Genomic DNA, 19,525 nt, shown 5'->3' with positions numbered 1-19,525 from the left:
GCACCCGCGCCGATGATAGTGTGGCAGCTGCCATGTGAAAGTAGGTCACTGCCAGGCACCCAATTAAAAAGCCCGATTCGAAAGAGTCGGGCTTTTTTCATTTTTGTGTTTTGATAGTTTTAGAATTCATTCCCTCTTCCTGGCGGTCTTCTTATCGCTCCACCGCACCCCATACTCATGGAAAGTTGACTCAGCTCACGTTTTTTAATGTAATATCGGCTCATTTTTATTGTTAAAGGAAGACATAATGCCGATTCTCAATATCGCCCTGATCGAAGGACGCAGCAACGAGCAGAAAGAAGCGTTGATCCGTGAAGTGACCGACGCCTGTGTGCGTGCGCTGGACGTCAAGCCGGAAACGGTCCGGATCCTGCTGCAGGATATCGCCACCCAGGATTTCGGTGTTGCCGGTGAATCGGTCAAGGCCAAGCGCGAACGCCTCGCCTGAGTCGTCAGGGCTGAATCTGCAGCCAATGCTTTGAATAACTGACGGTGGGTTTTTGAGGATGCACGGCGTAAACTGAGCCATTATTCTCTTTCGCCGGTTTTAACATGAAAACCCTGCTGTTTGTTGCTGTCGGTGGTGCATCAGGTGCCATATTGCGTTTTACCATCACCGACATGATGGCCCGACTGTTCGGGCGCTCCTTTCCTTACGGTATTCTCACGGTCAACCTGCTTGGCTCCATGTTGATGGGCGTCATGTTCGTGTTGGTACAGCAGCAGATACTGAGCACTCATTCATGGCGGCCTTTTGTGATGGTCGGCATGCTGGGAGCACTGACCACCTTCTCTTCCTTTTCTCTCGACACCGTCTTATTACTCGAGCATGGTCAATGGCTTAAAGCCGTGTTGAATGTGTTCCTCAATGTGGTTTGCTGTATCATGTTTACGTATTTTGGCATGCAGATTACCGGCAGCCTGATCGCGTCCCGTTAGTCCGGGCCGCGCATTTGCAGTACACTAACTTACTTTGATTTTATAGGTGCCTTCAGCATGTCAGAACAGCACAAGTCGACGACCCATTTCGGTTACAAGACGGTAGAAGCCAATGAAAAAGAACAGATGGTCGCCAGTGTATTTCACTCGGTAGCGGCGAAGTACGACCTGATGAACGACCTGATGTCTTTTGGTGTTCACCGGCTATGGAAGCGCTTTACTATCGATTGTTCCGGGGTACGCAAAGGACAGAAAGTGCTCGATCTGGCGGGTGGCACCGGTGATCTGACGGCTAAATTTTCCCGTATTGTCGGCGAAACCGGCCAGGTAGTGCTGGCGGATATCAATGACTCCATGCTCAAGGTCGGGCGGGACAAGCTCAGAAACAAGGGGCTGGGCAGCAATATCGCCTACGTGCAGGCGAACGCCGAGGCGCTGCCGTTCCCGGACAATCATTTCGATCTGATTACCATCGCCTTTGGTCTGCGAAACGTGACCGATAAAGACAAGGCGCTGGCGTCCATGCAGCGAGTGCTGAAGCCGGGCGGCCGCTTACTGGTGCTGGAGTTCTCCAAGCCCCAGCACGAGATCATGAACAAGCTCTACGACTTTTATTCTTTCAACATTCTGCCGAAAGTCGGCAGCATCGTCGCCAAAGACAGCGACAGCTATCAGTATCTGGCCGAGTCAATCCGTATGCACCCGGATCAGGAAACCCTGAAGGCAATGATGGAGCGGGCGGGTCTGGAGCAGGTGGAATACTTTAACCTGACCGATGGCATAGTGGCGCTGCACCGCGGGTTCAAATTCTGATGAAAGCCTTGCTGTTTCCCTTGCTCAACGGTTCGCTCGAAGCGGCGTTTAATCGATTTATGCTGCAGGACAGCGAACGATTGAAGAAGATGGCGCCATTGCAGGGAAAAATATTGCAGCTGACCGTGATCGATGTCGCCGGCCTCTACCTGCTGTTTTCTACCGATCGGCTGGAAATACTGCGCCATTATGAAGGCGCAGTAGATAGTCACCTGAGCCTGTCCCTGAATGCCCTTGGTCTGCTCAATGACAAAGGCCTCTTGATGCAATATATCCGTGACGGACGCATCGATGTGCAGGGCGATCCTCAGCCCTGGCAGGACTTTTCAGCCCTGGTCAAGGATCCCAATATCGACCTGGAAGCCTTGCTTGCTCCCTACACCGGTGATGTGATGGCGCATTTGCTGTGCCGTCATGGTCGAGAGCTGAAGACCAGGCTGCAACAACGGGTGCTGGGAGTGCGGGAGCAACTGGGTGACTATGTCCGGGAAGAAGCTCGCCTGGCGGTGGGATTGCTGGAGCTGGCCGACTTTAATGATGAAGTCGCCGAATTAAACCAACGATCGCTGCGCCTGCAGGGACGTCTGGCAGCGTTGACGGATAAGGTTATGCATTCATGAAAAAACTACGGGAGTTGGTCCGACTCTATCAGATAGGAAAAACCCTGTTTGATTACGGTCTGGACGAATTGATTCCGGCCCGCCTGCAGATTTTGCCGGCACGACTGGCGAGGAAAAGCCTGTTCTGGCTGAAAAATCGACATCCGGATCTGTCGCGCGGCAAGCGTATTCGCCTTGCGTTGGAACATCTGGGACCGGTATTTATCAAATTTGGTCAGATGCTGTCGACGCGCCGGGACCTGTTGCCGCCGGACATCGCCGAAGAACTGGCCCTGCTGCAGGACCGGGTTCCTCCGTTCGATGGCATTCTGGCCCGCAAGCAGATCGAAGCCAGTCTGCGACAGCCCATCGAAGTGTTGTTCGACGAGTTTGATGAAAAGCCGCTGGCATCGGCGTCCATTGCCCAGGTGCATACCGCCAGGCTGAAAACCGGTCAGGACATCGTGATCAAGGTGATTCGGCCCAGTATCGAGCGGGTGATCGAGGCCGATGTCAGCCTGATGCACTCCATGGCTACCCTGCTGGCCCGGCTGGTGCCGGAGCGCAGCAGCCGGTTGCGTCCGGTCGAAGTGGTGGAAGAGTATCGCAAGACCCTGTTTGACGAGCTGAACCTGCTGCGCGAAGCCGCCAATGCCATTCAGTTGCGGCGTAATTTCGAAGGTTCTCGCACCCTGTACGTACCGGAAATTTATTCCAGTTACTGTCATGAAAACGTGCTGGTGATGGAGCGCATCTACGGTATTCCGGTTTCCGATATCGATGCGCTGCAAGCGAATGGCACCGATATGAAACTGTTGGCCGAGCGGGGCGTGGAGGTGTTCTTTACCCAGGTGTTCCGCGACAGTTTTTTTCATGCGGATATGCATCCGGGCAATATCTTCGTCTCTTACGAACACCCTCATGATCCCCAGTGGATCGGCATCGACTGCGGCATTGTCGGCACCCTCAACCGCGACGACAAGCGTTACCTGGCGGAGAACTTTCTCGCCTTCTTTAATCGGGACTACCGCAAGGTGGCCGAGCTGCATGTGGAGTCGGGCTGGGTGCCGGCAGACACCAAGGTCGAGGAATTCGAGTCGGCCATTCGTACCGTGCTGGAGCCCATCTTTGAAAAACCGCTGTCGGAAATCTCCTTTGGCCATGTGCTGCTGAACCTGTTCAACACCGCGCGCCGCTTCAATATGGCGGTGCAACCGCAACTGGTACTGCTGCAGAAAACCCTGCTCTATGTAGAGGGGGTAGGTCGCCAGCTCTATCCGCAGCTGGATTTATGGAAGACCGCCAAGCCTTTCCTGGAAGAATGGATGCAACAGCAGGTCGGCTATAAGGCGGTGATCAATGCGGTAAAGGAAAAAGCGCCGTTCTGGGCCGAAAAGCTGCCCGACCTGCCGGAGCTGGTTTACGATGCCTTGCGTCAGGCCAAACTGCAGCAGCGCCAGGTACAAGGCCTGTACAATCAGTTTGCCCGGCATGATAAAAGTCAGGGCCAGGGGCGCTTTCTGTTGGCAATGGGCGCCACGGTGTTGCTGGCCAGTACCCTGTTGCTGGGAATGGACAGAACCGAGTGGGCCATGTCTGGTCTGGTGCTGACTTTGGTTGTATGGTTGCTGGGATGGCGAAAAATAGCACGCTAATTTGATCCTGAATCAAAGTACTGTCATCAGGTTCGGGTATCATGGTGTTCGATTATTTACTCTTTATGTAGGAAAGGTGTCTTATGGGTGGGATCAGTGTTTGGCAGCTGCTTATCGTGGTATTGATTGTAGTATTGTTGTTTGGAACCAAGAAGTTGCGTGGTATGGGCTCGGATCTGGGTTCGGCGGTGAAAGGCTTTAAAAAAGCGATGACCGATGAGGAAAAGGACAAGAAGGACGCCGATTTCGAACAGCAGACGCTGGCCGATAAAAAAGAGCAGGGCGACGCTCTGAACCAGAAAGACCAGGACAAAACCAAAGATAAAGATCAGGTATAACCATGTTCGATATCGGTTTCTGGGAGTTGATTGTGATCGCGATAATCGGGTTGCTCGTGCTGGGGCCCGAGCGGCTTCCCGTGGCCATCAGAACCGTATCCCGAATGTTCAAGACGGTACGAGATACCGCCAACGCGGTGAAAACCGAACTGGCTCAGGAATTGAAAATGGAAGAGCTGCATCGGGATCTGAAAAAAGCCGAACAGCTCGACATGAAAAACCTGAGCCCGGAGCTGAAAGAGTCTATCGACCAGCTGAAGGATGCCGCCGCTTCCGTGACTCGCCCCTATGAAAAAACAGAGGCCGGCAGTGCCGGTGCTCAGGGAGCCAAAACCGATACCTCATCATCGAAAGAGCCGCAGGATAAATCTTAAATGAGTCAACCACAGCAGCCGTTGATCAGCCATCTGGTTGAGCTGAGGAGTCGTTTGCTCCGGGCTTTTGCCGCTATTGTGCTGGTCTTTCTGGCCCTGGTGTACTTTGCCAACGACATCTACAGCATTCTGGCCGAGCCCTTGCTGCGGCAGTTGCCGGCCGGTACCAGCATGATTGCCACCGGAGTGGCAACGCCGTTTCTGACCCCGATGAAACTGACGTTGATAGTGGCGTTTTTCGCCGCCATTCCCTATGTGCTCTATCAGGTGTGGGCCTTCATTGCCCCGGGCCTGTACAAGCACGAAAAGCGTTTGATTGCCCCGCTGGTGTTTTCCAGTGCCCTGCTGTTTTATGCGGGCGCCGCCTTTGCCTATTTCGTGGTGTTTCCGCTGGCATTCGGCTTTTTCACCAAGATGGCGCCGGAAGGGGTGACCATTGCCACCGACATCGCCAGCTACCTCGACTTCGTACTCGGCCTGTTCGTGGCCTTCGGCATCGCCTTCGAGATCCCCATCGCCACCATTCTGTTGTGCTGGACCGGCGTGACCACCCCGAAAGATCTTGCCGGCAAGCGGCCTTATGTAGTGGTGGTGGTCTTTATCGTCGGCATGCTGCTGACGCCGCCGGATGTGATATCCCAGACGCTGCTGGCCATTCCCATGTGGCTGCTGTTTGAAATAGGCGTGTTCTTCGCTCGTTTCTACGTGCGCGAACCGCACGAAGATGAAGAGCAGGACGGCGCCTGATGATCGACATTGGCGTTAACCTGACCAATGGCCAGTTCGACAAGGACAGGGCCGAGGTTATCGACAGGGCGAAAGCCGCCGGCATCTCGGCACTGCTGCTCACCGGCACCAACCTGGAAGAAAGCCGGGCGGTCGCCGACTATGCCGCCACCGAGCCCGGTTTTTGTTATGCCACTGCGGGTATTCACCCCCATGATGCCAAAACCTTCGATGACCAGAGCCTGACGGCACTGCGTGCCCTGGCGGCTCGGCCCGAAGTGGTGGCCATTGGCGAATGCGGTCTCGACTACAACCGGGACTTTTCACCGCGCCCGCAGCAGGATGCGGTGTTTGAAGCCCAGCTTGAACTGGCCGCCGAGTTGCAGTTGCCGGTATTCATGCACTGTCGGGACGCCCACGATCGCTTTCTCGAGATCCTCGCCCCCTGGCGCGCTCGCTTGCCGGCGGCGGTGCTGCACTGCTTTACCGGCAGTGAGGCCGAGCTGCGCGATTGCCTGGCGCTGGATCTGCACATCGGTATTACCGGCTGGATCTGTGATGAGCGGCGCGGCCGGGAGTTGCAGCAACTGGTGCAGCTGATCCCGGCGAATCGGTTGATGATCGAGACCGACAGTCCTTACCTGCTGCCGCGCGACCTCTCGCCCAAGCCGACCAGCCGCCGTAACGAGCCCGCGTATCTGCCTCATATTGCCCGGCGCATTGCCGAATGCCGGGGTGAAGATCCCGCCGCGCTGCTTGCCGCGACCACGGCGACCAGCCGCGCCTTTTTCCGTATTTAACACGAATTCAGGAGCAGTCATGACCGAACAAGTTTTTGGTGGTTTTCCTTCCCGTCGCCTGCGTCGTTTACGCAAGCATGATTTCAGCCGTCGACTGGTACGCGAAAACACCCTGACGGTGGATGATCTCATTTATCCGGTGTTTGTGCTGCCCGGTTTTCAGCGTCGCGAGGCGGTTCCCTCCATGCCCGGTATCGAGCGCCTGTCTATCGACCTGCTGCTGGAAGAGGCGGCGGAGCTGGTGCAACTGGGGGTGCCCCTGATTGCCCTGTTCCCGGTAGTGAACAGCAGCCAGAAAACCCTGCTGGCGGAAGAAGCCTATAACCCGGAAGGGCTGGCCCAGGAAGCGGTGCGCGCATTGAAGGAAGCCTTTCCCGAGCTGGGCGTGATGACCGACGTGGCATTGGACCCGTTTACCGTGCACGGTCAGGACGGCATCATTGACGACGACGGTTATGTGCTTAACGACGTGACCACAGAGGTGCTGGTGAAGCAGGCGCTGAGCCATGCCGAAGCCGGTGCCGACATAGTGGCACCTTCCGACATGATGGACGGTCGCATCGGAGCCATTCGTCAGGCACTGGAAGAGGCCGGGTTCATCAACACCCAGATCATGGCCTACTCCGCCAAATATGCCTCCAACTATTACGGCCCCTTCCGTGATGCGGTCGGCTCTTCCGGCAATCTCAAGGGTGGCAACAAGTCCACCTACCAGATGGATCCGGCCAACGGCGATGAAGCGCTGCAGGAAGTGGCGCTGGATATTCAGGAAGGTGCAGACAGCGTCATGGTCAAGCCGGGCATGCCCTATCTGGATGTGGTGCGCCGAGTGAAAGATCAGTTTGGTGTACCGACTTTCGCCTATCAGGTCAGCGGCGAATACGCCATGCACATGGCCGCCATTCAGAACGGTTGGCTGAAAGAGCGGGAAACCGTGCTGGAGTCGCTGATGTGCTTCAAGCGTGCCGGCGCCGACGGCATTCTGACCTACTTCGCCAAGCGCGTCGCCCAGTGGCTGAAAGAGCAGGACTGATACCAATTACATAAGGAAAATAATCTGTTTTGGCCCTGTTGTAGCTGCCACTTTAGTCGGCTGGGCCTGTGCAACAGGCCTCGAAGACCCCGCTGTTTTCAGGATTACGCCAGCTAAAGCGGCGCTTACAGCCCAGATAGACACTGGGTCAGTGCCTAACCCTATGGGTATGAGTTCTTAATCTGTCGTGATAAAAAGCCCCGAATTTCGGGGCTTTTTTGTTAGAATGATCACACTTTTCAGACCCCTTTCTATTTTCTACAAGGAGAGTGAAATCCCATGACCATCATTCGTAAGTCCGTAAGCCAGAAAGTAAGCCGCGTTGTTATCCACAACGAAACCGTCTACCTGTGTGGTCAGGTGGCAAAAGACGTGAGTGAAGACTTCGTGGGGCAAACCAGACAGGTACTGGCGCGTATCGACGAGCACCTGGCGGAAGCGGGTACCGACAATTCCAAGCTGCTGTCTGCGCTGATCCATATCAAGGATACCGACAACGTGGCCGCGTTCAACGAACTGTGGAACGAGTGGCTGCCGGAAGGCTGCGCACCGGCGCGCTCCTGCGTACAGGCTCACATGGCCCGTGACGTGGTGCTGGTGGAAGTAACCGTGACCGCGGCGCTGTAATTTTTACCGCCATCTTGAACCATAAAAAAAGGCGCCTTGTGGCGCCTTTTTACTTCTGTGAGGGGAAGCGTAAAGTGTGAAGGGAACATTACTCCTCACTCCTCACTATGTTTTATAACCAGCGGCCAGCCCTGCTCGGTCTGGCGAGCCGCTTCCTGCTGCAGCTCGCTGGCCCGCAGGTGATGGTTTTGGCTCCAGTCGGCGGGCAGGGTCAGGATCAGCTGTCGATCCCGGGCTTCCAGCCGAAACTCGGGCACGGTGCCACGGGTGCGGCGCAGGCAGAGGATAATGGCCAGGCGCAGCAACCGGGCCAGCAGAATGGCCGGTTCTGGCTCTATGGCGCCTTGTTGCTCCAGCGACTCCTGGCGAAATTCGTCCCGCTGGTTCAGCAGCAGGGCGGCCAGCAGCTGTTTCTGGGCCGGAGTAAAGCCGGGCAAGTCTACATGACGGATGATGTAGGCGGCATGCTCGGGCGCGCGCTTGTACTCGATGCAAAGGCCCAGTTCGTAGAGCAGGGCGGCCCAGCCCAGCATGGCGGTAGCAGGGGAGTCGATATGCTGGCTGCTGGCCAGTTGCTGCAGGGCCTTGAGGGCGGTGCTACGCACTCGCTCGGCCTGCTCCCGGTCCAATTGATAGCGACTGATCAGGCTGTCGGCGGTGCGCTCCCGGGCGTCACACTCCCGGCGGCGGCCCAGCATGCCATAAATCAGCCCTTCCCGCAGGGCGCCACCGGCCAGGGTCATGCTGTCGATGGCCAGCATCTCGAACAGGGCGATCAGAATCGCCAGACCGGACGGGAATACGCTTGCCCGCTCTGATTGCAGGCCGGGCAAGTCGAGTCGGTCGAGATGGCCGCAGGTGATGGCGGCCTGCTTCAGTTGCAACAGCTTGGCGAGGGTAATCTGTTCGTCTTCACCCAGACCTATCATGATTTCCTGAATGGCCTGCACTGTACCGGACGCGCCGACACAATTTTGCCAGCCGAGTTTGAGGTAGTCACCGGCGATGGGCGTCAGGGTCTGACGGGCGGCGGCAATGGCCTGCTCGAAGTTGGCGGCCGTGAGCTGCCCTCCAACAAAGTAGCGGCTTAACCAGGTGACACAGCCCATGTGCAGGCTATTCAGCAGTTGGGGATGGGTATTTTCGCCGATAATTAGCTCGGTGCTGGCACCGCCGATATCGATCACCAGCCGGCGGCCGACGCCGGATGAGGTCCAGGCTACGCCTTCATAGATGGTGGCGGCTTCCTCTTCACCGGAAATAATCCGCACGGGATGGCCCAGAATGGCCTCGGCCCGTTCGAGAAAAACAGCGATATTGGTTGCCAGACGCAGGGTGGCGGTGCCGACGATACGAATATGGGTGGCGGGAATGTCCTGCAACTGTTCGGCGAACAGTTGCAGGCAGTCCCAACCCCGTTGCATGGAGGCCGCATCGAGGCTGCCGTCGGCCTGCAGGCCGGCGGCGAGGCGCACCTTGCGCTTTATCTTGGCCAGGGTACGGCAGGCGCCGGCCACTTCATGCACCACCAACATATGAAAGCTGTTGGAACCAAGATCGACGGCGGCATAAAGGGCGGCGTTGTTCACCTGGCTTAGCTCCGGTTGCCCTGTGGGCGGCGGCGATGATTGCCGCCGGGGCGACGCTGGCCGCCGCCCTGGCGTGGGCCGCGATTGGCATGAGCCCTGTGATGATGAATGTGCGTCGGCGGCGTCACATCATCGAGCAGGGCGTCCCGGTCGTACTTGCTGACCGGAATTTCATGCTCGATATAGGCTTCCACCGCCGGCAGGTTGAACACGTATTCTTCACAGGCAAAGCTGATGGAACAGCCACTGGCGCCGGCCCGACCGGTACGCCCGATACGGTGCACATAGTCTTCCGCGTCATCGGGCAGGTCGTAGTTGAACACGTGAGTCACGTCGGGAATATGCAGACCGCGGGCGGCAACATCGGTGGCCACCAGAATGTCCAGCACGCCGCCGGTGAAATCCTCGAGGATCTTCAGTCGTTTCTTCTGCGGCACATCACCGGTCAGCATACCGACACGGTGACCATCGGCCTGCAGCCAGGCGTGCACCTTTTCGCAGCTGTGCTTGGTGTTGGCAAACACGATGGCCTTGTCGGGCCACTCTTCTTCCATCAGGGTCAGCAGCAGCGGCAGCTTGTCTTCCTGTGCCGGATAGAACAGCTCTTCCTTGATACGGATGCCGGTTTTGCGTTCCGGCTCTATCTGCACGTGTTCGGGGCTGTTCATGTGCTCGTAGGCCAGCTCCTGTACCCGCAGCGACAGGGTGGCGGAAAACAGCATGTTCTGGCGCTGGGTGGCGGCCGGCATGCGGCGGAACAGGAAGCGGATGTCCTTGATAAAGCCCAGATCGAACATGCGATCCGCTTCATCCAGTACCACCACCTGAATGGCGCCTACATCGATAACCTGCTTCTTGAGGAAGTCGATGATGCGACCCGTGGTGCCGATCAGAATATCGACACCGGCTTCCAGCACTTCAATCTGTTTCTCGTAGCCGTCGCCACCGTAGGCCAGGCCCAGCTTGAGGCCGGTGCTGGCACTGATGGTATCGGCGTCGTTGAAAATCTGGATGGCCAGCTCGCGGGTCGGCGCCATGATAATGGCCCTGGGCTGGTTCAGCCGGCGGTTTTCGAGTGCCGGCGTGGTCAGCAGGCGGTCAAAGGTGGCGGCGAGAAAGGCGATGGTTTTACCGGTGCCGGTCTGGGCTTGTCCGGCGATATCCTTGCCTGCCAATAAATGAGGTAACGACAACGCCTGAATGGGCGTGCAGTTGTGAAATCCTTTTGCTTCCAGTCCGGCCAGAACCTGCGGCTGCAGGCCCAACTGGGCAAATTTTACGTCAGTTAAGTGTGTTTTGCTCATAGCGGTCAGAATATCAGGTTAGGCTTGCAATAATAAACAGGATCATTTGAAATAGGCCAACTAAATTGCCCTCGACGTTGTGTGTTGCGGGATAAAATGACTGATTGGAGTTGGAGATGAGTGACAAAATTGTTCAGCTGACCGATGCCAGCTTCGAAGCTGACGTGGTTAAGGCCAGTGGCCCGGTTCTGGTAGACTTCTGGGCTGAGTGGTGTGGTCCCTGCAAGATGATTGCCCCCATTCTGGATGAAGTGGCTGGTGAATATGAAGGCAAGGTTACCGTGGCCAAGCTGAATATCGATCAGAACGCAGATACTCCGCCCAAGTTCGGTATTCGTGGTATTCCCACCCTGCTGCTGTTCAAAAACGGCGAAGTAGCGGCTACCAAGGTCGGCGCTCTGTCCAAGACTCAATTGAAAGAGTTCCTGGACGCCAACCTGTAATGGCGAAAATAAGGGGTGCGCAATGCACCCCTTATTGTTTTTTGCTAGACGGCCTTTCTTTTTGGTGCTAGTTTATTGTTCGTTTGCTAGCCTATTTTGTGCCCCAGAGGCCCTCCGATTTCAAGTCTCAATCCGGCAGACTTTCCCGATTATTTAACACATCCTGGTTGACAGAAACCCACCACTATGAACCTTACCGAACTCAAGAATACCCCCGTATCTGAGCTGATAAAGCTTGGGGAAACCATGGGCCTGGAAAACCTCGCCCGTTTGCGCAAGCAAGACATCATCTTCGCTATCCTCAAAGCTCATGCCAAAAGTGGTGAGGATATTTTCGGCGATGGCGTGCTGGAAATATTGCAGGATGGCTTTGGCTTCTTGCGCAGTGCCGATTCCTCTTATCTGGCCGGCCCGGATGACATCTATGTCTCGCCCAGCCAGATTCGTCGTTTCAACCTGCGTACCGGTGACACCATCGCCGGCAAGATTCGCCCGCCGAAAGAAGGCGAGCGTTACTTTGCGCTGTTGAAGATCAATGAGGTCAACTACGACAGACCCGAAAACGCCCGTAACAAGATACTGTTCGAAAACCTGACGCCGCTGCACGCCAACGAGCGGATGAGGATGGAACGGGGCAACGGCTCTACCGAAGACATTACCGCCCGGGTGCTGGATCTGGCATCGCCGATCGGCAAGGGCCAGCGTGGCCTTATCGTGGCGCCGCCCAAGGCCGGTAAGACCATGCTGCTGCAGAATATCGCGCAAAGCATCGCCTACAACCATCCGGAATGTGTGCTGATCGTGTTGTTGATCGACGAACGCCCGGAAGAAGTGACCGAGATGCAGCGCATGGTGAAGGGGGAGGTGATTGCTTCTACCTTCGACGAGCCAGCCGCTCGCCACGTACAGGTGGCCGACATGGTGATCGAAAAGGCCAAGCGCCTGGTCGAACACAAGAAAGACGTGGTGATCCTGCTCGACTCCATTACCCGTCTGGCCCGCGCCTACAACACAGTGGTGCCGTCTTCCGGCAAGGTACTGACCGGTGGTGTGGATGCCAACGCCCTGCACAGACCCAAGCGTTTCTTCGGCGCGGCCCGTAATGTAGAAGAGGGCGGCAGCCTGAGCATTATTGCCACCGCTCTGGTAGAAACCGGCTCCAAGATGGATGACGTTATCTACGAAGAGTTCAAGGGCACCGGTAACATGGAATTGCACCTGTCACGCAAGATTGCCGAGAAGCGGGTTTATCCGGCCATCGACATTCCCCGCTCCGGCACCCGTCGCGAAGAGCTGCTCACGACTCCGGATGAGTTGCAGAAAATGTGGATACTGCGCAAAATCGTGCATCCCATGGGCGAGAGTGACGGCATCGAGTTTTTGATCGACAAGCTGGCGATGACCAAGACCAACGATGAATTCTTTGAAGCCATGAAGCGCCAACAGAAGTAATCATCGGCAGTTGAAAAAACCGCGGCCCGCCCGCGGTTTTTTATTGCCCGATACAAGCTATCTTGAACCGGGTATAATCTTCGGCGTTATTCGATACCCTTGGAGTAAACCTATGAAATATAAGGACTTGCGCGACTTCATTGCGCAGCTCGAAGCTCAGGGCGAACTCAAGCGTATTCAGCATGAAATCGACCCCTATCTGGAAATGACCGAGATCTGTGACCGCACGCTGAAAGCGGGCGGTCCGGCGCTGTTGTTCGAGAATCCCAAGGGCTTCGATATGCCGGTGCTGGGCAACCTGTTTGGTACCCCCAAACGGGTGGCCATGGGCATGGGCCAGCAGGATGTAGAGTCGCTGCGCGAAGTGGGCCGCTGGTTGTCTTATCTGAAAGAGCCGGAGCCGCCGAAGGGTCTGAAAGAGCTGATGGAAAAGCTGCCCATCTTCAAGCAGGTGCTCAATATGCCGACCAGGCGGCTGAAGAGGGCGCCTTGTCAGGAGCTGGTGCTGGAAGGTGACGATGTCGACTTGACCCAACTGCCCATTCAGCACTGTTGGCCGGGTGATGCGGCGCCGCTGATCACCTGGGGCCTGACCATTACCCGCGGGCCTTACAAGAAACGGCAGAACCTGGGTATCTACCGCCAGCAGCTGCTGGGCAAGAACAAGCTGATCATGCGCTGGCTCAGTCATCGCGGTGGTGCCCTGGACTTTCGTGAGTGGCAGGAAGCCAACCCCGGTCAGCCTTATCCGGTGGCGGTAGCACTGGGGGCCGATCCGGCGACCATTCTCGGCGCCGTGACGCCGGTGCCGGACACCCTGTCCGAATATGCCTTCGCCGGCTTGTTGCGCGGCAGTCGTACCGAAGTGGTCAAGTGTATCGGCAGCGATCTGGATGTGCCGGCCAGCGCCGAAATCGTGCTGGAAGGCTACATCTATCCCGACGAGATGGCGCCGGAAGGTCCCTATGGCGATCACACCGGCTATTACAACGAAATTGACGAGTTCCCGGTATTTACCGTGGAGCGCATTACCCGCCGTCATGATGCCATCTATCATTCCACCTATACCGGCCGGCCGCCCGACGAGCCGGCGATACTGGGTGTGGCACTGAACGAGGTGTTCGTTCCCATACTGCAAAAGCAGTTTCCGGAGATCGTCGACTTCTATCTGCCACCGGAAGGATGCTCTTACCGGATGGCGGTGGTCACCATTAAAAAGCGCTACCCTGGCCATGCCAAACGTGTCATGCTGGGCGTTTGGTCGTTTTTACGCCAATTCATGTATACCAAATTCGTGATAGTGTGCGATGACGACATCAATGCCAGAGACTGGAACGACGTGATCTGGGCCATTACGACCCGAATGGACCCGGCACGAGACACGACCCTGATCGAACACACTCCCATCGACTATCTGGACTTCGCCTCGCCGGTGTCCGGGCTCGGCTCCAAAATGGGCCTTGATGCCACCAACAAGTGGCCGGGAGAAAGCGACAGGGAATGGGGACAGCCCATTGTGATGACAGACGAAGTAAAACAACGGGTCGACAGCTTATGGGATCAACTCGGGATCCTGGAAACAAGTGCCGAACAGAGTGAACTCAAAGGATAGTCATGCAGAAAGTAACATGTAGTGTTGAAGCCCTCGAAGAAATGGCCGAAACCCTGTGGTATGTGCGGTTGAAGCCGGAACTGCCGGTGGATTTTCTTCCCGGCCAGTATCTGCTGGTGGTCATGGCGGACGATGACAAGCGCCCCTTCTCCATCGCCAATACCGTGAATGAAGAGGGTGTGCTGGAATTGCATATCGGTGCCGGCCCGGATAATACCTATGCCATGCAGGTGCTCAAGCGCATGCAGGATCAAGGACAGATTGAAGTACAGCTGCCGGCCGGCAAGGCCTATCTGCGGGACGAATCTCGTCATCCGGTGATTCTGATGGCCGGTGGTACCGGCTTTGCCTACACCCGTTCCATTCTGCAGCAGATGCTGGCGGATGGCCTGCACCGCCCGGTGTTCCTGTACTGGGGTGTGCGCTTCGAACAGCAGCTGTATGCGGATCGGGAAATGGCCGCCCTGGCTACCGAGCACCAGCAATTGACCTATGTGCCAGTGGTGCAGAATGGCGATGAGCATTGGCAAGGTCGTACCGGCATGGTACATGAAGTGATCATGGACGATTTCCCCAGCCTGGCGGGTTACGACATCTACGTCGCGGGTCGTTTCGAGATGGCCGGTGTGGCGCGGGAAGCCTTCAAGGAAAAAGGCGTAGAAGCGGATCATCTGTTTGGTGACGCGTACGAGTTTATTTAAATACACTCAGGAACAGGGAGTCATGACTCCCTGTTCCTGTTCTTTGGCCGGGCGGGTTGCGCGCCGAATTCAGCCTCGTTCATCCTGGCCGTCGGCCAGGTGGCGCTCCAGCAGCGCCAGCTTGGTTTCCATCTCGTTCAGTTTTTCCCGGGTGCGCAGCAGTACCTTGGTCTGCACATCGAATTCTTCTCGCGTCACCATATCCAGTTTACCCAGTTGGGCCTGCAATACGGTACGAATGCGCTTTTCCGCTTCTTCGCCCATGTTCTTCAGCCCGCTTGGCAGGTTGTTCTGGATCTGTTGGGCAATCTCTTCCAGTTTCTTCGGATCTAGCATGCTTGTCTCCTTGGCTATGGGGCCATTTTACCCCTAATTGCCGACGGCGGTCAGGTCAGACTTTCCATTTTGGCACGAAACCCGTAGTTTTAGGTGACCAAGCTTCAAATGAGATAAACATGTTTCATCTGCTTACGCGTTTGCTCTATCGACTGACTCGCCGCCTCAGCTGGCACAATTTGCTGGTATTACTGTTGCTGCAGGCCGGTGGCAGCTGGTTGCTGCTCAGTCTGGCGGGAGAGCAGGAGCTGACCGAGCCGTCGGTATTTTTCTATTATAACGCCGTGGTGATCAGTACCGTCGGTTTTGGTGATTATTCACCGGTCACCGAGGCGGGCCGTTGGGCGGTAGCCCTGTTCCAGATCCCCTTCGGCCTGCTGGTGTTCGGCAGTTTTATCGGTAAATTGACCCAGACGTTAGTAGCCTGGGTAAGGAGAGGTATGTCAGGCAAGGCGGATTATTCACATTTATCCGGTCATACACTGCTGTTCGGCTGGAACGGCGCTCAGACCGAACGCATCGTCGATCTGTTGCTGGCCGACAGCGCCAGTCAGGCTCAGGAAATCCTGCTGTGCGTCACGCAGGAGATGGAGCATCCCTTTCCTGACAAACCGGCGGTCAAATTTGCGCGTCTGCATTCCTTCACTCATCCCGACGAGCTGGCGCGGGTGGGGTTAGCGCGCGCCAGCCGAGTACTGGTAGACGGCGAGGATGACGATCAGACCCTGACCACCTCGCTGGCGCTGTCCGCCAAGGCGGCCCCGGATGCTCACCTGTGTGCCTGGTTTACCGAAGCCAGCAAGGCGGAACTGCTGCGGCTGCATTGTCCCAACGTGGAGGTGTCCAGCTCGAAGGAGGCAGAGATCCTGGTGCGCTCGCTGCAGGATCCGGGCGCCAGCCTGATCCAGGAGCAGATCTTCTCCACCCTGCTGGGGCCGACCCTGTATCGCATTCAGGTGCCGCAGAGTGCAGGAGACCTGGCTTACAGCAGCCTGCTGAGCCGGTTCAAGCAGCAGCACAATGCCACCCTGCTGGGTATTTCCAGTCAGGCCAGCGGCCAGAATATCGAGCTCAATCCTGCCGGCGATACTCGGGTTGGCGGCGGCACTTTTCTCTATTACATCTGCCCGGAACGGCTGCAGAGTACGCAGATAAGCTGGGAGTAATGCTGGTAGCATTCAGAACCGATCACTGCCGATCGGCTGATACATTTGGTTAATGTTTGATTTCGCTGCCAAGAGGCAACAGGGCCGCCTCTTCCGACACGCTACGAGTACGTCCCTGTAAGCTCGCACATGCCATCCATGGCATGTGACGGTCGGAGGAGGCAATCCCTGTTGCCTCTTCTTGAGCACAGTGTTGTTGCAGACTATGCCAACAGTCGGCTTCGGTGCATCAAGGAGGATGAAGGGATCTGCTCAGCCGACCATCCGTGCCACGGATGGCACGGCTGAGCCTCCACGGATGGATTTACGGCGAGTCGGCGGAGCGGGCCCTTTGTCCGACCTGTAAGCGGACTTCATCCGATAGGTATAACCCTACTACGACGGCTCCAGTGCGGTTTGCTGGAAGGCGCGGATCAGCGGGTCGTCAAGCCGCTTCTTCAACAGACAGACCCCCACTTCTATCGACTTGAGCGCCGGGCTGGGCGATAGCACCCGCACCTTGTCGCCCATGGGGCTGTGATCGATAACCACCCGCGGCACCACCCCGATGCCGAAGCCCAGCGCTACCATGCCAATAATGGCCTCGTTGCCGGCTACCTCCGCATAGATATTGGGGCTGATGCCCTTGGCCTTGAACCACTGGTTGGCGCGTTTGCGGGCCACGCCCTGCTCCGACACGATCACCGGCAGCCGCTGCCAGTCCAGTGGCCGCTGTTCCAGCAGCTCGCTGACCGGACCCGGTGTGGTGGGTGCGATAAACACCATGGGCACCGTTTGCAGATTGACGAAGTGCACCTTGGCCGGCAGGGCGTCGGGGCGGGCGGCGATGGCCAGATCCGATTCCTCGTCCAGAATCTTGTCGATGGCTCGCGCCGGATCGCCGGTCTCCAGCCGTATTTCCAGCCGGGGGTAACGGCTGCGAAAGCGCTCCAGAATGCCGGGTAGCAGAAAGTAGCTGGCGGTCACCGAACAGAATACCCGCAATCGCCCTTGCAGGCTGTCGTCGCCATGCTTGAGTTCCTGTTTAAGGGCTTGCCAGTCCGCCAGCCAGCCCTGGGCAAATAGTTGCAGCCGGCTGCCGGCCGGGGTGAGGGTGACGCTGCGATTGTCTCGGGTCAGCAGCTCGCAGCCCGCTTCCTGTTCCAGCCGTTGAATGGCCCGGCTGAGGGTGGAGGGGCTCACCGCCATGGCATCGGCGGTGTGACCGAAGTGCAGACTTTGGCTTAAGTGTACGAACAGTTCGAGGTGGCGAAAGTCCATGAACGATTCCAAAAGTTACGTTGCATAAAATGAAATACTCTATTTCGAATATATCATTTTAAGCAATGAAAAGCCTGGGGTATAGTGTCCGGGTCGTCACCGAGAAAACGGTGCAAGCATTCAAATTAAACGGATTAATTGGAGCAAAAGGTCATGGCTACTAACTATTTCAACACCCTGAATCTGCGTCAGCAGCTCGAACAGCTCGGCAAGTGCCGTTTCATGCATCGCGCCGAATTTGCCGATGGCTGTAACTACCTGAAAGGAAAGAAGGTCGTTATCGTCGGTTGTGGCGCCCAGGGCCTGAACCAGGGTCTGAACATGCGTGACTCCGGTCTGGACGTAGCCTACGCCCTGCGTGCAGAAGCCATTGCCGAAAAGCGCAAGTCCTTCCTGCAGGCCACCGAGAACGGCTTCAAGGTGGGCAGCTATGAAGAGCTGATCCCCACCGCCGATCTGGTGATGAACCTGACGCCGGACAAGCAGCACACCTCTGCCGTTAACGCCGTTATGCCGCTGATGAAAGACGGTGCCGCCCTGGGTTACTCCCACGGCTTCAACATCGTTGAAGAAGGCATGCAGATCCGTGAAGACATCACAGTAGTGATGGTTGCGCCCAAGTGCCCCGGCACCGAAGTGCGTGAAGAATACAAGCGTGGTTTCGGCGTACCGACGCTGATCGCGGTTCATCCCGAGAACGATCCCAAGGGTGACGGCCTGGCCATCGCCAAGGCCTGGGCTTCCGCTACCGGCGGCGACCGTGCCGGCGTACTGGAGTCTTCCTTCGTAGCCGAAGTGAAATCCGACCTGATGGGTGAGCAGACCATTCTGTGCGGCATGCTGCAGGCTGGTGCCATAGTTGCTCACGAGAAGATGGTATCCGACGGTATCGACGCCGGTTACGCGGGCAAACTGATTCAGTTCGGCTGGGAAACCATCACCGAAGCGCTGAAGCAGGGCGGCATCACCAACATGATGGATCGTCTGTCCAACCCGGCCAAAATCAAGGCGTTTGACCTGGCCGAAGAGCTGAAAGGCCTGATGCGTCCGCTGTTCAACAAGCACATGGATGACATCATTCAGGGCGACTTCTCTGCCGGCATGATGGCCGACTGGGCCAAGGACGACAAGGATCTGCTGACCTGGCGTGAAGAGACTGCCGAAACCAGTTTCGAGCAGTACCCGGCTTCCGATGAAGTGATCGACGAGCAGGAATACTTCGACAACGGCATTCTGCTGGTTGCCATGGTAAAAGCCGGTGTTGAGCTGGCCTTCGAAGCCATGACCGCCTCCGGCATCATCGACGAGTCTGCTTACTACGAGTCTCTGCACGAGCTGCCGCTGATCGCCAACACCGTTGCCCGTAAGCGCCTGTACGAAATGAACGTGGTTATCTCCGATACCGCCGAGTACGGTAACTACCTGTTCGCACACGCTGCCGTGCCGCTGCTGCGTGAGCACTTCATGCCGAAAGTAGGTACCGATGTTATTGGCAAGACCATCAAGGTCGAGTCCAACTCCGTTGACAACCGTCGCCTGATTGACGTGAACGAAGCCATTCGCAACCACCCGGTTGAGACCATCGGCAAGACCCTGCGTTCTTACATGACCGATATGAAAAACATCGCCGTTGGCGGTTGATAGATAAAAATAAACAGAGCTACAAAGACAGGGAGGCGAAAGCCTCCCTTTTTTATAGCCGGGACTCGGGATTAGGGACTGGGGATTGAGTTTGTTCCAGTCCCGAGTCCCCAATCC

At 56.8% G+C, this 19,525-nt stretch carries 21 protein-coding genes; 17 read left to right on the top strand and 4 right to left on the bottom strand.

Features of this window, described 5'->3' with window-relative positions:
* Positions 1 to 247 precede the first annotated feature (247 nt).
* From Q0753_RS09985 to Q0753_RS09935, 11 genes are all read left to right on the top strand, one after another.
* Positions 248 to 448 carry a 2-hydroxymuconate tautomerase family protein gene (locus tag Q0753_RS09985; RefSeq protein ID WP_298720010.1) on the top strand — a complete coding sequence of 67 codons (201 nt, stop codon included), beginning with the start codon at positions 248 to 250 and terminating at the stop codon, positions 446 to 448.
* A gap of 104 nt (positions 449 to 552) precedes the next feature.
* Complete coding sequence (crcB, locus tag Q0753_RS09980; RefSeq protein ID WP_298720008.1) at positions 553 to 939, top strand: fluoride efflux transporter CrcB; 387 nt, start codon at positions 553 to 555, stop codon at positions 937 to 939.
* A 57-nt stretch (positions 940 to 996) separates the two neighbouring features.
* Positions 997 to 1,752 carry a bifunctional demethylmenaquinone methyltransferase/2-methoxy-6-polyprenyl-1,4-benzoquinol methylase UbiE gene (gene ubiE / locus Q0753_RS09975; protein ID WP_298720006.1) on the top strand — a complete coding sequence of 252 codons (756 nt, stop codon included), beginning with the start codon at positions 997 to 999 and terminating at the stop codon, positions 1,750 to 1,752.
* Entirely contained in the window at positions 1,752 to 2,372 is a 621-nt protein-coding gene (locus tag Q0753_RS09970) for an SCP2 sterol-binding domain-containing protein (protein ID WP_298720004.1), read from the top strand. The genes ubiE and Q0753_RS09970 overlap by 1 nt, the downstream gene beginning before the upstream one ends.
* Positions 2,369 to 4,006, top strand: coding sequence for a ubiquinone biosynthesis regulatory protein kinase UbiB (gene ubiB, locus Q0753_RS09965; RefSeq protein ID WP_298720002.1), 1,638 nt, complete (start codon positions 2,369 to 2,371; stop codon positions 4,004 to 4,006). The genes Q0753_RS09970 and ubiB overlap by 4 nt, the downstream gene beginning before the upstream one ends.
* Before the next feature lie 83 nt (positions 4,007 to 4,089).
* Positions 4,090 to 4,344, top strand: coding sequence for a Sec-independent protein translocase subunit TatA (gene tatA / locus Q0753_RS09960; RefSeq protein ID WP_298720000.1), 255 nt, complete (start codon positions 4,090 to 4,092; stop codon positions 4,342 to 4,344).
* Positions 4,345 to 4,346: 2 nt separating this feature from the next.
* Positions 4,347 to 4,718 (top strand): Sec-independent protein translocase protein TatB, encoded by a 372-nt coding sequence (tatB, locus tag Q0753_RS09955; RefSeq protein WP_298719998.1) that lies wholly within the window; start codon positions 4,347 to 4,349, stop codon positions 4,716 to 4,718.
* Entirely contained in the window at positions 4,719 to 5,465 is a 747-nt protein-coding gene (tatC, locus tag Q0753_RS09950; RefSeq protein ID WP_298719996.1) for a twin-arginine translocase subunit TatC, read from the top strand.
* On the top strand, positions 5,465 to 6,244 hold the full coding sequence (gene tatD, locus Q0753_RS09945; RefSeq protein WP_298719994.1) for a 3'-5' ssDNA/RNA exonuclease TatD: 780 nt from the start codon (positions 5,465 to 5,467) through the stop codon (positions 6,242 to 6,244). The genes tatC and tatD overlap by 1 nt, the downstream gene beginning before the upstream one ends.
* A 19-nt stretch (positions 6,245 to 6,263) precedes the next feature.
* On the top strand, positions 6,264 to 7,277 hold the full coding sequence (gene hemB, locus Q0753_RS09940; protein ID WP_298719992.1) for a porphobilinogen synthase: 1,014 nt from the start codon (positions 6,264 to 6,266) through the stop codon (positions 7,275 to 7,277).
* 279 nt (positions 7,278 to 7,556) lie between these two features.
* Positions 7,557 to 7,904, top strand: a complete 348-nt coding sequence (locus Q0753_RS09935) for a RidA family protein (RefSeq protein WP_298719990.1) — start codon at positions 7,557 to 7,559, stop codon at positions 7,902 to 7,904.
* A gap of 95 nt (positions 7,905 to 7,999) precedes the next feature.
* Here Q0753_RS09935 and gppA read toward each other — a convergent pair whose 3' ends face one another.
* Positions 8,000 to 9,493, bottom strand: coding sequence for a guanosine-5'-triphosphate,3'-diphosphate diphosphatase (gene gppA, locus Q0753_RS09930; RefSeq protein WP_298719988.1), 1,494 nt, complete (start codon positions 9,491 to 9,493; stop codon positions 8,000 to 8,002).
* A 5-nt stretch (positions 9,494 to 9,498) separates the two neighbouring features.
* Entirely contained in the window at positions 9,499 to 10,797 is a 1,299-nt protein-coding gene (rhlB, locus tag Q0753_RS09925) for an ATP-dependent RNA helicase RhlB (RefSeq protein ID WP_298719986.1), read from the bottom strand.
* A 116-nt stretch (positions 10,798 to 10,913) separates the two neighbouring features.
* On the opposite strand from rhlB, the gene trxA reads away from it, so the two are divergent.
* The 4 genes from trxA to fre all read left to right on the top strand — a co-directional run bounded on the left by trxA (position 10,914) and on the right by fre (position 15,005).
* Positions 10,914 to 11,240 (top strand): thioredoxin TrxA, encoded by a 327-nt coding sequence (gene trxA, locus Q0753_RS09920; protein WP_298719984.1) that lies wholly within the window; start codon positions 10,914 to 10,916, stop codon positions 11,238 to 11,240.
* A 186-nt stretch (positions 11,241 to 11,426) separates the two neighbouring features.
* The gene (gene rho / locus Q0753_RS09915) at positions 11,427 to 12,692 is read left to right on the top strand and encodes a transcription termination factor Rho (RefSeq protein ID WP_298719982.1); all 1,266 of its coding nucleotides are present in this window, start codon (positions 11,427 to 11,429) and stop codon (positions 12,690 to 12,692) included.
* Positions 12,693 to 12,804: 112 nt separating this feature from the next.
* On the top strand, positions 12,805 to 14,304 hold the full coding sequence (gene ubiD / locus Q0753_RS09910) for a 4-hydroxy-3-polyprenylbenzoate decarboxylase (RefSeq protein WP_298719980.1): 1,500 nt from the start codon (positions 12,805 to 12,807) through the stop codon (positions 14,302 to 14,304).
* Between the two features lie 2 nt (positions 14,305 to 14,306).
* Entirely contained in the window at positions 14,307 to 15,005 is a 699-nt protein-coding gene (fre, locus tag Q0753_RS09905; protein ID WP_298719978.1) for an NAD(P)H-flavin reductase, read from the top strand.
* 69 nt (positions 15,006 to 15,074) lie between these two features.
* Here the strand turns inward: fre and Q0753_RS09900 are convergent, their stop codons facing one another.
* Positions 15,075 to 15,341, bottom strand: coding sequence for an accessory factor UbiK family protein (locus Q0753_RS09900; RefSeq protein WP_298719976.1), 267 nt, complete (start codon positions 15,339 to 15,341; stop codon positions 15,075 to 15,077).
* A gap of 119 nt (positions 15,342 to 15,460) precedes the next feature.
* On the opposite strand from Q0753_RS09900, the gene Q0753_RS09895 reads away from it, so the two are divergent.
* Positions 15,461 to 16,507 (top strand): potassium channel family protein, encoded by a 1,047-nt coding sequence (locus Q0753_RS09895; protein WP_298719975.1) that lies wholly within the window; start codon positions 15,461 to 15,463, stop codon positions 16,505 to 16,507.
* A 375-nt stretch (positions 16,508 to 16,882) separates the two neighbouring features.
* Here Q0753_RS09895 and ilvY read toward each other — a convergent pair whose 3' ends face one another.
* Positions 16,883 to 17,767, bottom strand: a complete 885-nt coding sequence (ilvY, locus tag Q0753_RS09890; protein WP_298719973.1) for an HTH-type transcriptional activator IlvY — start codon at positions 17,765 to 17,767, stop codon at positions 16,883 to 16,885.
* A 153-nt stretch (positions 17,768 to 17,920) separates the two neighbouring features.
* Between ilvY and ilvC the strand changes: the two genes are divergently transcribed.
* Positions 17,921 to 19,408, top strand: a complete 1,488-nt coding sequence (gene ilvC, locus Q0753_RS09885; RefSeq protein WP_298719971.1) for a ketol-acid reductoisomerase — start codon at positions 17,921 to 17,923, stop codon at positions 19,406 to 19,408.
* The last annotated feature ends 117 nt before the right edge of the window (positions 19,409 to 19,525 follow it).

The sequence above is a fragment of the uncultured Oceanisphaera sp. genome, from assembly GCF_947495715.1.
Classification (GTDB): Bacteria; Pseudomonadota; Gammaproteobacteria; order Enterobacterales; family Aeromonadaceae; genus Oceanimonas; species Oceanimonas sediminis.
Note: the sequence above shows the minus strand (reverse complement) of the source record. Positions and strands in the feature narration are given on the sequence as shown.